Annotated in this window: 11 protein-coding genes and 1 tRNA gene; 3 read left to right on the forward strand and 9 right to left on the reverse strand. The window is 61.0% G+C overall.

From position 1 onward, the window contains the following. Positions 1-153: 153 nt before the first annotated feature. The 5 genes from ACJO3T_RS05350 to ACJO3T_RS05370 form a co-directional block, all read right to left on the reverse strand. Entirely contained in the window at positions 154-2,220 is a 2,067-nt protein-coding gene (locus tag ACJO3T_RS05350) for an oxidoreductase (RefSeq protein ID WP_406977986.1), read from the reverse strand. A gap of 376 nt (positions 2,221-2,596) precedes the next feature. After that, positions 2,597-2,673: transfer RNA gene (locus ACJO3T_RS05355), tRNA-Asp, on the reverse strand. Positions 2,674-2,825: 152 nt separating this feature from the next. Further along, positions 2,826-4,415 carry an ATP-binding response regulator gene (locus ACJO3T_RS05360; protein WP_406962056.1) on the reverse strand — a complete coding sequence of 530 codons (1,590 nt, stop codon included), beginning with the start codon at positions 4,413-4,415 and terminating at the stop codon, positions 2,826-2,828. A gap of 44 nt (positions 4,416-4,459) precedes the next feature. Further along, positions 4,460-5,086, reverse strand: coding sequence for a response regulator FixJ (gene fixJ, locus ACJO3T_RS05365; protein WP_406962054.1), 627 nt, complete (start codon positions 5,084-5,086; stop codon positions 4,460-4,462). A 106-nt stretch (positions 5,087-5,192) separates the two neighbouring features. Beyond that, on the reverse strand, positions 5,193-7,595 hold the full coding sequence (locus tag ACJO3T_RS05370) for a Lon protease family protein (protein WP_406977987.1): 2,403 nt from the start codon (positions 7,593-7,595) through the stop codon (positions 5,193-5,195). Positions 7,596-7,911: 316 nt separating this feature from the next. Here ACJO3T_RS05370 and ACJO3T_RS05375 point away from each other — a divergent pair, with 316 nt between their 5' ends. Next, positions 7,912-8,196: a hypothetical protein gene (locus ACJO3T_RS05375; protein WP_406962050.1), complete on the forward strand. Its 285-nt coding sequence runs from the start codon at positions 7,912-7,914 to the stop codon at positions 8,194-8,196. 16 nt (positions 8,197-8,212) lie between these two features. On the opposite strand, the gene ACJO3T_RS05380 is transcribed toward ACJO3T_RS05375, so the two are convergent. From ACJO3T_RS05380 to ACJO3T_RS05390, 3 genes are all read right to left on the reverse strand, one after another. Further along, positions 8,213-8,683 (reverse strand): flavodoxin family protein, encoded by a 471-nt coding sequence (locus ACJO3T_RS05380; protein ID WP_406962048.1) that lies wholly within the window; start codon positions 8,681-8,683, stop codon positions 8,213-8,215. 25 nt (positions 8,684-8,708) lie between these two features. Further along, positions 8,709-9,761, reverse strand: coding sequence for a recombinase RecA (gene recA / locus ACJO3T_RS05385; protein ID WP_406977988.1), 1,053 nt, complete (start codon positions 9,759-9,761; stop codon positions 8,709-8,711). 134 nt (positions 9,762-9,895) lie between these two features. Then, on the reverse strand, positions 9,896-10,393 hold the full coding sequence (locus ACJO3T_RS05390; protein ID WP_406977989.1) for a CinA family protein: 498 nt from the start codon (positions 10,391-10,393) through the stop codon (positions 9,896-9,898). Positions 10,394-10,565: 172 nt separating this feature from the next. On the opposite strand from ACJO3T_RS05390, the gene mutS reads away from it, so the two are divergent. Continuing rightward, positions 10,566-13,187, forward strand: a complete 2,622-nt coding sequence (gene mutS / locus ACJO3T_RS05395) for a DNA mismatch repair protein MutS (protein WP_406977990.1) — start codon at positions 10,566-10,568, stop codon at positions 13,185-13,187. A 215-nt stretch (positions 13,188-13,402) separates the two neighbouring features. Beyond that, a complete protein-coding gene (gene fdxA / locus ACJO3T_RS05400; RefSeq protein WP_406977991.1) occupies positions 13,403-13,726 on the forward strand; it encodes a ferredoxin FdxA in 324 nt (107 codons plus the stop codon). A gap of 107 nt (positions 13,727-13,833) precedes the next feature. Here fdxA and ACJO3T_RS05405 read toward each other — a convergent pair whose 3' ends face one another. Beyond that, positions 13,834-14,778, reverse strand: coding sequence for a DegV family protein (locus ACJO3T_RS05405; protein ID WP_406977992.1), 945 nt, complete (start codon positions 14,776-14,778; stop codon positions 13,834-13,836). Positions 14,779-14,833 lie beyond the last annotated feature (55 nt).

Below are 14,833 nucleotides of genomic sequence, written 5' to 3' on the forward strand. Positions count from 1 at the left end.
TCACAACATTGCATCGGAACATCTCAGTGTGACGACCAGCGTCCATTTTAGCCAGAGGGAGTCACTATCGGCAGCAGGGAACTGTGAGAATTTGTGATTGACTACCGCGGAACGGGCCGCCGATATCGGCGACCCGTCTCCAACGGATACAGGTTATAGCGAGGCGGCCAGCCGGCTGCCCTGATCAATCGCGCGCTTGGCATCCAGCTCGGCCGCTACATCCGCACCGCCGATCAGGTGCACCGGCAGGTTGCTTCCCTCCAGTGCCGACTGGAGCTCGCGCAGGGGATCCTGGCCAGCGCAGACCACAATACTGTCCACGGCCAGCACCCGGTCCTCCGCATTCTCGCCCTTACCGGCGATGGACACATGCAGCCCCTCGTCATCGATCCGCCGGTAGGTGACGCCCGGTACCATGTGCACGCCCTTCATCTTCAGGGCGGAACGGTGGATCCAGCCGGTGGTCTTGCCCAGCCCCTTGCCCACCTTGGACGTCTTGCGCTGCAGCAACCAGATCTCCCGCGCCGGTGGCGTCACGTCCGCACTGACACCTTCGACACCGCCGCGATGCTCAACCGACAGGTCCACGCCCCACTCCTTCATGAAGGCATGCTTGTCCAGGGATACCGACGCCCCCTGATGCACCAGGAACTCCGACACATCGAACCCGATGCCACCGGCGCCAATCACCGCCACCCGTTCGCCAATAGGCTTACGACCGGTCAGGGCATCGATATAACTCACCACCCTGGGATGGTCGATACCCTCGATCTCTGGCGTGCGAGGCTTGATACCAGTGGCCAGAACCACCTCGTCAAACCCGCCCTCACGCAGGGTATCGGCGTCAACCCGCGACCCCAGACGCACATCCACGTCAAGCTTCGCCAGCATGACGCGGTAATAGCGGAGGGTTTCGTGGAATTCCTCCTTGCCGGGAATCCGCTTGGCCAGGTTGAACTGCCCGCCGATCTCGTCAGCGGAGTCGAACAACGTCACCTTGTGCCCGCGCTGGGCAGCCACGGTGGCAAAGGCCAGACCGGCAGGACCGGCGCCAACCACCGCCAGTTTCCGGGGGCTTTCCGTCGGGGTGTAATTGAGCTCGGTCTCATAACAGGCGCGGGGATTCACCAGGCAACTGGTCAGCTTGCCGCTGAAGGTATGGTCCAGGCAGGCCTGGTTGCAGCCAATGCAGGTATTGATTTCCTCGGCCCGGTCTTCCGCCGCCTTGTTCACCAGATCCGCATCCGCCAGGAACGGCCGGGCCATGGACACCATGTCCGCCTCGCCGGTGGCGAGGATCTGCTCCGCCACGTCCGGCATATTGATGCGGTTGGTGGTCACCAGCGGAATACTGACTTCCTTCTTCATCCGCGCCGTGACTTCAGTAAACGCGCCCCGGGGCACGGATGTGGCAATGGTGGGCACCCGCGCCTCATGCCAGCCGATGCCGGTATTGATGATGGTGGCACCGGCCTTCTCGATGGCCTTACCCAGTTGCACCACCTCTTCCCAGGTACTGCCCTCTTCCACCAGGTCCAGCATGGACAGGCGGTAGATAATGATGAAATTGGGGCCAACCCTCTCCCGCACCCGCCGAACGATCTCCAGGGGCAGGCGGATACGATTCTCGTAACTGCCACCCCAACCGTCGGTGCGCTTGTTGGTACGGGCAACGATAAACTGGTTAATGAAGTAGCCCTCGGAGCCCATGATCTCGACACCGTCGTATCCGGCCCGCTGGGCCAGGGCCGACGCGGTCACATAATCCTCGATCTGCTTCTCGATCCCGGCCTCATCCAGCTCATTGGGCGTGAACGGGTTGATCGGCGCCTGCACGGCAGACGGCGCCACCAGTTGCGGATGATAGGCGTAACGACCGGCATGGAGGATCTGCATGCAAATGGTGCCTTCGGCCTCATGCACGGCCTGGGTAATCACCTTGTGCTGATCCGACTCTTCCTCCGTGGTCATCTTCGCGGCGCCGGGGCCGACACTGCCCTCCACATTAGGGCCGATGCCCCCGGTCACGATCAGCCCGGCACCACCACGGGCCCGCTCGGCGTAGAAGGCGGCCAGACGCTCAAAACCATTGGGGCGCTCTTCCAGCCCCAGGTGCATGGAGCCCATCAGGGTCCGGTTACGGAGCGTGGTAAAACCCAGATCCAGAGGGGCCAGCAAATGGGGATACCGGGCCTTGCCCGGTTGTTGTGAAGCGGTCATGCGGGGTCTCTCTTAATCAATTTTAGTTTTTGGCGGCACCACCCAGGTTCGAGGTTCGGTGCCGGGGGCCGTTTTCCGGGACCTTCAAAAACATGGACGTTTTTGAAGAGCCTCCATGGACGGATCCACGGCGTGTCCCGGAAAACGGCACCCGGTGCCGGACCATGTCCCCGGATTCGCAATCTTGGCTGCTTTCACCAGGTGATGAACAAGGCGCCCATGTTCAGGATTCGACTAAAGTAGAGGTTCGGCCGATCAGGCTCAAGACTTACCGGACAATTTTTGCGACAGGTAAAAAACAAACAGGAACAACTACCCAAGACCAGGGGAGCTTCCAAACAGGAAAATCAAAGGGGACATGAAAGGGGGAGAAAAATGGCGGAGCGGACGGGACTCGAACCCGCGACCCCCGGCGTGACAGGCCGGTATTCTAACCAACTGAACTACCGCTCCGCGATCTGTTGCCACCCACCTGAAACCGAAGGAGTGGATCTGGCTGAGCCCGTCTGCGTGACTGCTCTGTGACAACGTGGGCGCATTATAAAGATGGCTCCGGGCATGTCAACGCTTTCCTGAAAACTTTTTCCAGAGCCTCCCTGAACCGGTTACTCCGCACTCAACTCAGCCGTCGCCGGAGCCACTGGCAGGGTAAAGAAGAACACCGCCCCCTGCCCCTCCGGACGCTCAAAACCGATCTCGCCCCCCTGAGCCTGAATCAGGGAACGACACAGGGTCAAACCGATCCCCATCCCCTCCTTCTTGGTGGTAAAGAACGGCAGGAACAGCTTCTGTTCGGCGTCTTCGGGCAGGCCTTCACCATGGTCCCGGACCTCGATGCGGACCATGGTGTCGTCCAGCATTCGGGCATTCACCTCCACCGGTTCCACGGAGCCCGCCCCCCGGGTGGACTCCAGCGCGTTGCGGATCAGGTTCAGGGCCACCTGCTGTACCTGGACGGGGTCCGCCAGGACATCCGGCACCTCATCCGCCACAACCACCTCGACACCACCGTCGTTATTGCGGGCATCCACCTCCGCAAACTGGCGGGTTTCCTCCAGCAAGGCAGCTACCGACAGTACCTCCTTGCCCACCGCCGGCTTGCGGACAAACCCGCGAATACGCCTGACCACCTCACTGGCCCGGTGGGATTGGGCTTCAATCTTTTCCAGGGTCTGTGACAGCAGTTCCGGATCGGGTTCATCGGTCCTGAGCATACGCAGGGCAACGCGGGCGTAATTGGTAATGGCGGTCAGGGGCTGGTTCACCTCATGGGCAAAGCCGGCAGCCATTTCCCCCATGGTGGCCATGCGGGAGGCATGGGCAAGCTGGTCCCGCTGCTCCTGCACCAGGTTACGGGCGTCTTCCAGGGCCTGCTCGTTCTCCAGTTCGGTGGTGATATCCCGGAATACCACCACCGCGCCGGTCAGGCGGTCCCCTTCCTTCTTGGGCGTGGCCCGGTATTCGGCGGGGAAGCCGGAGCGGTCGGCCCGGTACATGGTGACGTTACGCTGATGTTCGGCAATTCCCTGACGACAGGTGGCCTGCACCGGCAACCCGTCGGCAGCATCCTCCGATGGATGCCACAGGGCTCCGGAACAGGGACGGGGCTGATGGAAGTGAAGCTCGAAAAAATTCTGGCCGATCAGCTTTTCCACGCTGCAACCGCTGATCATGGCCGCCGCCGGGTTGGCAAAGACAATATCGCCCTCGGCATCCAGCCCGTAGATGCCTTCGCTGATGGCATTGAGGATACGGGTCTGGTCGCTTTCCAGTTCCCGGTTGCGCTCCTGCAGGGTCCGCTCAAGGCGTATGACGCGGGCGTGGGTGCCCACCCGGGCGATCACCTCCTGGGCCTGAAAGGGTTTGGAGATATAGTCGGCACCCCCAAGGGAGAACCCCTTGAGCTTGGCATCCACATCGTCCAGGGCCGACAGGAAAACCACGGCGGAATCCGCGGTGACCGGGTCCGCCTTCAGACGCTCGCATACCTGGTAGCCGTCCAGGTCCGGCATCATGATATCCAGCAGGATGACTTCGGGCCGGTGACGGGATGCCAGGGTCAGTGCTTTCTTGCCATCGTTGGCAATCAGCAGATGATAACCACGATCCTTGAGGGTTTCGTACAGGACCTTGAGGTTCTGGGCATTGTCGTCAACAAGTAGCACCGTGGACTCGGTGCTGGCCTGGTCAGTCATAGGTTACAGCCGGTTGCGGGAATAGGTTCATGATGAACCGCCGTTCATCCGACGTCGATAAGGTCCTTTACGGACAGCACCATGCGAACCAGGTGGGCCAGGGAGTGGGTACCCATCTTGTGCATCACCCGTGAACGGTGGATCTCAACGGTGCGCTGGCTGATCTCAAGCTCAATGGCAATCACTTTGTTGGCCTGGCCGGCAATCATCCGCTCCATGATCTCGGTCTCACGGGGCGTCAGGGTCTTGATGCGGCGGACGATCTCCTGTCGCTCTCCCAGGGTCTTGCGCTGCTCCCGGTCCTGCTCCAGGGCGGACTCGATTTTCTCAAGGAGGGCCTCTTCCCGGTAGGGCTTCTGGATAAAGTCCACGGCGCCTTCCTTCATGGCATCTACAGCCAGGGGCACATCACCGTGGCCCGTCACGAAGATAATGGGCAACAGCGAATGACGGGCGTTGAGCTTCTTCTGCAGCTCCATGCCATCCATGCCGGGCATGCGGATATCCAGCACGATGCAGCCGGCCATCTCTTCCGAATAATCGCCGAGGAAGTCCGTGGCACTGGGATAGGTCTTCACCGCCTTGCCATCGGATTTCAGCAGCAACTCGAGAGAGTCACGTACCGCCTCATCGTCCTCAACCACGTATACGGTTTGCTGGATATCGGTCATTCCTGTAGCTCCTGTCGTTATTTTACCCTGACCCGTTTGTACCCTGACCCATCGCGCCCTTTGGAAGGCCGCTTCCGAATGGCATCCGCCGGAGTTTCCCAAGAGGTTAATGGATCGTGGAATCCTTTGCAGCCCCTTCATGCTCACGACGTTCATGCTCCCGCATGTCGGACAGGCGACGGGCAATGGCACCAAAGAGGCTACCACGGGGGTATTGGCCCTTGCGGTCGGCGACGCCCGCCGGCTTGCCCATCAACAGTTCCACCGCCTCCTCCACCGTATTGACGGCGTAGATGCGGAACTGCCCAGCCCTGACCGCTTCCACCACCTGGCTGTCCAGCATCAGGTTCTGCACATTGGTGGCCGGCACAATCACACCCTGGGTGCCGGTCAGTCCCTTGATACGACAGGTCTCGAAGAATCCCTCCACCTTCTCATTGGCACCGCCGATCGGCTGCACCTCGCCAAACTGGTTCATGGAGCCGGTAATGGCCAGATCCTGGCGCACCGGCACCCCGGACAGGGCCGAAACCAGCGCACACAGCTCCGCCACCGACGCACTGTCGCCGTCCACCTCGCCATAGTTCTGTTCGAAGGTCAGGCTGGCAGACAGGTGCATGGGATCCTGGGCGGCAAACCGGGACGACAGCCAGGCACTGAGGATCATCACCCCCTTGGAATGAATGTTACCGCCCAGCTTGGCATCACGCTCAATATCCAGCACATCCCCGTCACCGTAGTAACAGGTGGCCGTCACACGGTTTGACAGGCCGAACTCAAAACCACCGGTGGACAGCACGGACAACGCATTAACCTGCCCCACACATTTGCCCTCGGTGGTGACCAGGGTGGTACCGTCGCGGATCGAATCGTAGAACTGGTCCCGGATGCGACTGCTGCGGTAACGGGCGCTCTCCAGGGCCTGTTCCACATGTTTGTCCTGGATCAGTCGCGCATTGGCCTGACGGGCCCAGTAGTCCGACTCCCTCAGCAGGTTGGCAATATCGGCGGCATGAAGCGAGAGCCTGTCCTGGTGTTCGGCGGTACGGGAGCTGTATTCGATCACCCGGGCCACGGCCTTGCGGTCACAGTGCAGCAGTCCCTTTTCATAAACCAGGCTGGCGATGAACTTGGCATAGAGCAACTGACTTTCCGGGGTGCGACGCATCTCGTTCTCGAAATCCGCAGTCACCCGGAACAGCTCCGCGAATTCGGGATCGTATTCCTGCAGCAGCATCCAGGTTTCCCGGTCACCGAACAGGACGATCTTCACATCCAGCGGAATCGCCTCCGGTTCCAGGGAAATGGTGCCCGACAGGGTCAGCTCCCGCTCCAGGGAGTTGATCATGATGGACCTGCTGCGCAAGGCCCTTTTAAGGCCATCCCAGACGAAGGGCTGCTCCAGTACCTTGATGGCGTCCATCAGCAGGTAGCCACCATTGGCCTTGTGCAGGCTGCCGGGGCGGATCAGGGAATAGTCCGTGAATACGGTGCCCTTGAAGGTCACGTTCTCCACGTAGCCAAACAGGTTGTGATAGGTAGGGTTGTCTTCCACCACCACCGGCACCTCATCGCTCTTCTGGTGCACCAGCAGGTTCACCAGGTAGCGACGGGGCATCTTCTTGTCCAGGGAGGCATAGGCGATGGCCGCCTGGTCCTCGTTGTCATCCAGGAAGATGTCCAGGTTTTCGGCCAGGTCCTTGCGAACGGCTTCGAGATAGTCCACCACATCCGGCTCTTTCTCGTAGCGTTTGACCAGCTCGTCGATCTGGTGACCGGAAATGGACTCCAGGGTTTCCTGGTTCAGAGCCTGCTGCTTTTCCGCATATTCCTGCTCCCAGTCCGCAATCTTGCGCACCGCCTGCCGCAGTTTCTTCTCCAGCTTGTTGATGTCCTCTTCGAATTTGTTGCGCTGGGCTTCGCTCAGCCCGGCAAAGGTCTCCGCCGTGTGGGGTTCGTCACCGTTCATGGCCACCAGCCGGTAACCACCAGGCGTGGTGAGGGTCAGGCTGACTTTCTTGCGCTTGGCCTGGTTGGCCACCTTTTCCAGCTCATCCTCCTGCTTCTTGCCATACTCCCCCTTGAGCTGTTCGGCACGCTCCAGGAAGCTGTCACTGTCGAAGGTCTGGGGAATCATCTTTACCAGGCGGGACATGAGCTTTTCCATGTCCTGCTTGAGATTGCCACCCTCCCCGGCCGGCAGGCGGATCATCCGAGGCACCCGGGGATCGTCGAAATTGGCCACATAGCACCAGTCATGGATGCGGTGGTCCTCGTCCACATGATGCTCCAGGTAGCGCAGCATCATGGTGCGCTTGCCCAGGCCATTGCGACCGACGGCGTACACGTTGTAGCCGCCGTGGGGCATGTTGAGCGCAAAGCGTACGGCTTCCTGGGCGCGGTTCTGGCCAACGATCTCAGCCAGGGGATCCAACTGTCGGGTGGTCTTGAAGGGGAGGTCCTTTAGAACGCAAGCCTTGTAAAGCTGATTCAGGGGCAAAGCCTTCAATGTGATGTCCTGTTGTTCTCGAATGAGTGGTCACAAGTTCCCAGCATAGTGGCAAGTGACGTTACTGTCTGCCGGGGAAACCGGCCATTCTAGGCTGTTCTGCCACATCTGTCGCCTGTGCCGTAACAGGGCGCCAGGAATGCGTACCGGTGCACGTTTCTTGCTTGTTTCTTGCTAGCGCACCCCGGTACAGGCTAAAGATCGTCCGGGCGGGGCCGATAAACAGGAGTGACCAACTACCAGAACTCGGCCACACACTGATATTCCGCAGTCGACCAGAGTGGTCAGGGAATCATTTTTCAGGGAGATCAATAACGTGGAAATCCTCAAGACGTTTGCCCACTCGCTGACGGCACTCGACCGACCGGCCAGGACACCCGCCAGGGAAGTGGTCCGTGTGGATGACACCCGGCCAGCGCCTGCCGAACCGGTAAGGGATCGCCGGGTGCAACCGGACCGGCGTCGCCGCCAGGAAGCCTTCAAGGGCCCCGACAGGCGCCGGAAAAGCAGCCGGCGACGCCCGATGCTGCTGCACCCACGAACCGGCGAGGAAACCAGCCTGGAAGACCGGCGCGGGCGTAACCTCCGCACCAGTGCCTGAGCCCCCAACAGGGCGGTTACAGCAACCCGGCATCCAGGCTGGCCGCCATGGCCATGCCGAGGTCATGGCACTGACCCACGAATTCCTCCCGGAATTCGCCACGGCACAGCACAGGCTCCTGCACCTGACGCCAGCGTAATCCGGTGGTGATGCTATCGATCGCCCGGTGGGTGCCGGTGCCATCGCGGCCGGCGCGGATATAAAACGTGAAAGGCAGGCCCTGGGTCTTTTCCAGGCAGGGGTAGTAGCTTCGGTCGAAGAAATCCTTCAGGGCACCACTCATGTACCCGAGATTTTCCGTGGTGCCCAGCACAATGGCGTCGCACCACAATACGTCATCCGGACCGGCATCCAGGGGCGCCAGTACCCTGACCTCGACATTCTCGATGTCCGGGTGACTGGCTCCCTCGGCAACGGCTTCCCTGAGCCGCTGCGTGTTGGGTGAGGGAGCATGGGCGACAATCAGCAGTTTCTTTACGTTTGCCATGGCTCCTCCCGATCCGATGGACAAATCAGAGCAGTTCGCCGTTGGCTTCTTCCTCTTCAGCGGTTGCCGGCTCCTTGTCCTTGGGTACGGGCTTGGGCATCAACTTATCGCGAATGGCGGTTTCAATCTCGGTGGCAATGTCCGGATTCTCCTCCAGGAACTTGGCGGCATTAGCCTTGCCCTGGCCGATCTTGTCGCCCTTGTAGGCGTACCAGGCACCGGACTTGTCCACGAACCCTTCCTTGACTCCCATGTCCACCACTTCCGCCATGTGGTAAATACCCTTGCCGTACATGATCTGGAACTCGGCCTGCTTGAACGGCGGCGATACCTTGTTCTTCACCACCTTGACCCGGGTGTCGTTACCCACCACCTCGTCACCTTCCTTGACGGAGCCGATGCGGCGGATATCCAGGCGCACTGAGGAATAGAACTTGAGGGCGTTACCGCCGGTGGTGGTCTCCGGGCTGCCAAACATCACGCCGATCTTCATACGGATCTGGTTGATGAATACCAGCAGACAGTTGGCGTGTTTGACGTTGCCGGTAAGCTTGCGCAGGGCCTGGGACATCAGACGAGCCTGCAGACCCACATGGCTGTCGCCCATTTCCCCTTCGATTTCCGCTTTCGGAGTCAGCGCCGCAACGGAATCGACGATGATGACGTCTACCGCGTTCGAACGCACCAGCATGTCGGCAATTTCCAGTGCCTGCTCACCGGTATCCGGCTGGGATACCAGCAGATCGTCCACATTCACACCGAGCTTTTCGGCGTAAACCGGGTCCAGAGCATGCTCTGCGTCGATGAAGGCACAGGTTTTATCATCTTTCTGGGCTTCGGCGATCACCTGGAGGGTCAGGGTGGTTTTACCGGAGCTTTCCGGGCCATAGATTTCACAGATCCGGCCATAGGGCAAGCCGCCGATACCCAGGGCCACGTCCAGGCCAAGTGAGCCGGTGGAAACCGCCGGAATGGCTTCCCGGGGCTGGTCGCCCATTTTCATGACGGCGCCCTTGCCGAACTGGCGTTCAATCTGGCTCAGTGCCGCGTTCAGTGCTTTGTTGCGATTGTCTTCCATCAGTGCAAACCCTCAATGTTTCCGACTGTCCCGGACCACTTTACTGTATACTTGAACAGTATTAAACCACAGTCCTGATCCCAGACCAACCCCATTCAGAAAATCCCCTTTGCAGGGTCGTGTGCAACGCCGGATCAGAGCGTCTGGACGTAATCCGTCAGCCCCTGCAACGCATAGACCACGCTCTGCCGCCGGACCGCATCGCGGTCACCGTCGAAGTGGCAACGATGCGCCACGATACCACTGGTCGGCGCCCCCCAGGCGAACCAGACCGTGCCCACCGGCTTGCCCTCGCTGCCCCCGCCAGGACCCGCCACGCCACTGGTGGCAATGGCAAAATCCGCACCGGTCGCCTTTACCGCACCCGCCACCATCTGCCGTACCACCGGCTCGCTGACGGCGCCATGCTGTTCCAGGTTTTCGGCTGAAACGTGCAACAGCTCACGTTTCATGCCGTTGCTGTAGGTCACCAGGCCACCGAGGACATAGTCCGACGAGCCTGGCCGGTCGGTCAGGGCCTTTACGATCCAGCCACCGGTACAACTCTCCGCCGTCACCATGGTCTGCCCCCGCAGGGAAAGGAGGTCACCCAGGTGGTTGGCCGCCTGCTCCATGGTCGAGTCTTTCAACATCCGCAGCCTCCTCGTTTCATCCAGCGTCATATTTTCTTACAATCCGGTGGCCCTGTCTGCGAGCAACAATATCGCTACGGTGTGGTTCGCTATCACGCAGTCTTCGGGGCACCGGCTTTTAGCCGATTCTACACCGGGATTTCTCAGACTCCACCAACTGGGCGCACATTACATGTCGGCAGCACAGAACGACCTTTCCAGGCACACCCCCATGATCCGCCAGTACCTGAAGATCAAGGGGGAGCACCCCAATGAACTGCTGTTCTACCGTATGGGGGATTTCTACGAGCTGTTCTATGATGACGCCAAAAAGACCGCTGAACTGATCGATATCACCCTGACTGCCCGGGGCCAGTCCGGCGGCAACCCGATTCCCATGGCGGGAGTGCCCTACCATGCTGCCGAGAACTACATCGCCCGCCTGGTTCGCGCCGGCCAGTCCATCGCCATCTGTGAGCAGATCGGCGACCCGGCTACCGCCAAGGGCCCGGTGGAGCGCAAGGTGGTGCGCATCATTACCCCGGGCACCCTCAGCGACGAGGCCTTCCTGGAAGACCGCCGCGACAACCTGTTGCTGTCCATCTTCCATCACCGGGAAGGGTTTGGCATTGCCACCCTGGACATTTCCAGTGGCCGCTTCGCCGTCTCGGAGATCGAGGGCACCGACGCCCTGCAGGAAGAGATCCAGCGACTGCGCCCGGCGGAAGTGCTGATCAGCGAGGATTTCCCCTTCGAGGACCTGCTGGACGGTCTCAGCGGTATTCGTCGCCAGGGGCCCTGGCTGTTCGAGGCGGAAACCGCCCACCGCCTGCTGACCCAGCAGTTGCAGGTGCGGGACCTCACCGGCTTTGGCTGTGAGGACCTGACCCTGGCCATCTGCGCTGCCGGCTGCCTGCTGCAGTATGCCCGGGAAACCCAGCGCACCGCCCTGCCCCATATCCGCAAGCTGACGCGGGAACGGCGGGAAGACGCGGTGGTACTGGACGCCACCAGCCGTCGCAACCTGGAAATTGACACCAACCTGCTGGGCGGACATCAGCACACCCTCGCCTGGGTCATGGACCGCACCGCCACTGCCATGGGCGCCCGCCAGTTGCGCCGCTGGCTCAACCGCCCGCTACGGGATTCGGAACAGGTCTACCAGCGTCAGCACGCGGTGGCCGCCCTGCTGGATGGCTTTCACTACGAGCCGGTGCACGACCTGCTCAAACGGGTGGGCGATATTGAACGCATCCTGGCCCGGGTTGCCCTGCGCTCCGCCCGCCCCCGGGACCTGGCCCGCCTGCGGGATGCCTTCGCTGCCCTGCCCGACCTGCAACAGGCGCTCAGGCCGGTCAGCTCCCACCACGTGGTCAGGCTGGCCAGTCTGATCAGTGAGTATCCCGAACTGGCGGACTTGCTGGAACGGGCCATCATCGACAACCCGCCAGTGGTCATCCGCGACGGCGGCGTGATCCGGGAAGGTTTCGATGATGAGCTGGACGACCTGCGCAATATCAGCGAGAACGCCGGCCAGTTCCTGCTGGACGTGGAGACCCGGGAGCGGGAACGCACCGGCATCACCACCCTGAAAGTGGGCTACAACCGGGTGCACGGCTACTACATCGAGATCAGCCGCGCCCAGTCGGACCAGGCGCCGGTGGACTATATCCGCCGCCAGACCCTGAAGAATGCCGAACGCTTCATCACCCCGGAACTGAAGGAGTTCGAGGACAAGGCCCTGAGCGCCAAGAGTCGCGCCCTGGCCCGGGAAAAAGGCCTGTACGACCAGTTGCTGGAAACTCTTGCAGAACAGTTGCCACAACTCCAGGACAGCGCCCAGGCACTGGCGGAACTGGACGTACTCGCCAACTTCGCCGAGCGGGCCACCAGCCTGCGGTTTACCGCACCGGAATTCCGCGAGACACCGGGCCTGGATATCGACGCCGGCCGGCACCCGGTGGTGGAACAGTTGCTGGACGAACCCTTCGTGCCCAATAACGTGCTGATGGACGAACAGCGGCGGATGTTGGTGATCACCGGCCCCAACATGGGGGGTAAGTCCACCTATATGCGCCAGACCGCCTTGATAGCCCTGCTCGCCTACTGCGGCAGTTTCGTACCGGCGGACCGGGCGGTACTGGGCCCGGTGGACCGGATCTTCACCCGCATGGGGTCCTCCGACGACATCGCCGGTGGCCGCTCCACCTTCATGGTGGAAATGACCGAAACCGCCAACATCCTCCACAACGCCAGTCGTCACAGCCTGGTACTGATGGACGAGGTGGGCCGGGGCACCAGCACCTTCGACGGTCTGTCCCTGGCCTGGGCCACCGCGGAACACCTGGCACGGGAGGTGGGCTGCTATACCCTGTTCGCCACTCACTATTTCGAGCTGACCCAGCTGGCCGACCAGCTCGACCACGCGGTGAACGTACACCTGACCGCCACCGAGCACGACGACAGCATTGTCTTCCTGCATACGGTCCATGACGGACCCGCCAGCCAGAGCTACGGCCTCCAGGTAGCGCAACTGGCGGGGGTTCCCCAATCGGTGATTAGTCATGCCCGGTCCCAGTTGCAGCGCCTGGAGGGCAACCGCCAGGAGCCGGTGACCCTGTCCGCCTCGACACCTGCGGAGCCACGGCCCGCCAGTGCTCCACAAGCCGGCGTTTTCCAGGGGGACATGTTTGCCAGCCTGGAACCCAGTGCCGTGGAGAAGGCCCTGTCGGAACTGGACCCGGATGATCTGACACCCAGACAGGCGCTGGAACAACTCTACGAACTGCGTAAACTGGCCAACACAAAGGGATAGCAACAGGCCTGAAAACCCGCCCTCATAAGGTTATAGCCCCGTAACGCTTGCGGGGCGGGCGGGTGCTCCCTACAATATCGGCCTCCAATTACCAATGATCAGAACGAAGGGTGGCGGTCGCCCTCCACGACAGGCCCCGGATCGGGACCTGTCCCAGGCGATAACACCAGAACCACCCCACTGATGAGACAGACCACCAGACCAGGAATCTGACTATGACGTTTGTGGTTACCGACAACTGCATCAAGTGCAAGTACACGGACTGCGTGGAAGTATGTCCGGTGGACTGCTTCTACGAAGGCCCGAATTTTCTGGTGATTGACCCGGACGAGTGCATCGATTGTGCGCTGTGTGAGCCGGAGTGTCCGGCCGAGGCCATATTCTCCGAAGACGAGTTGCCTGCGGGTCAGGAACCGTTCATCGAGATCAACGCTGATCTGGCCGCCAAATGGGAGAACATCACCGAGAAGAAGGACCCGCTGCCCGACGCGGAAGAGTGGGACGGCAAGCCGGACAAGCTGCAGTATCTGGAGCGCTGATCACGGCAACCCATACCCGGACCGTCCTCAGGACGGGGTCCGGGGGTGGTGACCTGTGAATCAGGAGAAAGGGGGAGCCGGCCGGCTCCCCCTTTTCTGTTTCCGCCTCAGTCTTCGAACCCGTGGTCTTCAGCAGCAAGGGCAAGGCACACACTGCCCGGCCCCAGATAGATGCTGCTGGTGATACCCATCTGGCACAACAGCAGTTCCACCTTGTGGCGGCGGCAGGCTTCGCGCAGCCGATCCAGGCCTGGCAATTGCTCGATTTCCGCCGCCGACATGCCGCACGACAGTGACACGTAGGGCGTCAGCAATCCTGCCTCCACCCGACGGACGGCATAGTCCAGTACCTTCTCCACCGCCGCATCGAAACTCCGGGTCTTGGCGACCGCGGCACCATCCGCGCCGTGCCCCCAGACAATGGGGGTAATGTTCAGGGTCTTGCCCAGGAAGGCACTGACCGCGGAAATGCTCTTCACGTTACGCCGGCGCGCCCGCTCGCGCATGTAGTGCAGGTCGCGGGGAATGGAGCAGGTGTAGATATTGTCGGCAAAGGTCTCCACCTGGTGACGAAGGGCATTCTTTGACAACTTCTGGTCGATGAGCCGCAGGGTATGGGCAGCCATAAGCCCCTGCCCGGCGAATACCTGACCGGTATCGATGACTCGCATGGAAAACGGCCCCGAACGACCAGCCTTCTCGCGGATAGGCTGGTAGCGCGCCATGACCTGGTTCATGGCCAGCGTCGCATTGTCGAAAATTCCACTGCGGGACCGGTCCACCGTTTCACAGAACGCCATGTCGTATTCCGTCACGACCTTTTCCAGGAACAGCTTCTGGATGGATTCGGCGCTGAAAGCCTCCGTTTCCGCGTGATGCCCCTTTAGTAGCAGGCCACGATCATAGAACTCCGCCGTAGTCGCGGGATCATGGTCGTCCACATAGGTCTGACCATTAATGATCGCCGTGAGCGGCAGGATGAAGATATCGTTTTTACGGATAAACTCGGGTGGCAAATCACAGGCCGAGTCCACCATCAAACCAACACGCATAACGCCTCCCGAAGTGCGCCGCTCTGGGGGTAAGCGGCGAGTGGTGTAACAGGAG

This window comes from Marinobacter shunpengi (assembly GCF_045449715.1).
Lineage (GTDB): Bacteria > Pseudomonadota > Gammaproteobacteria > Pseudomonadales > Oleiphilaceae > Marinobacter.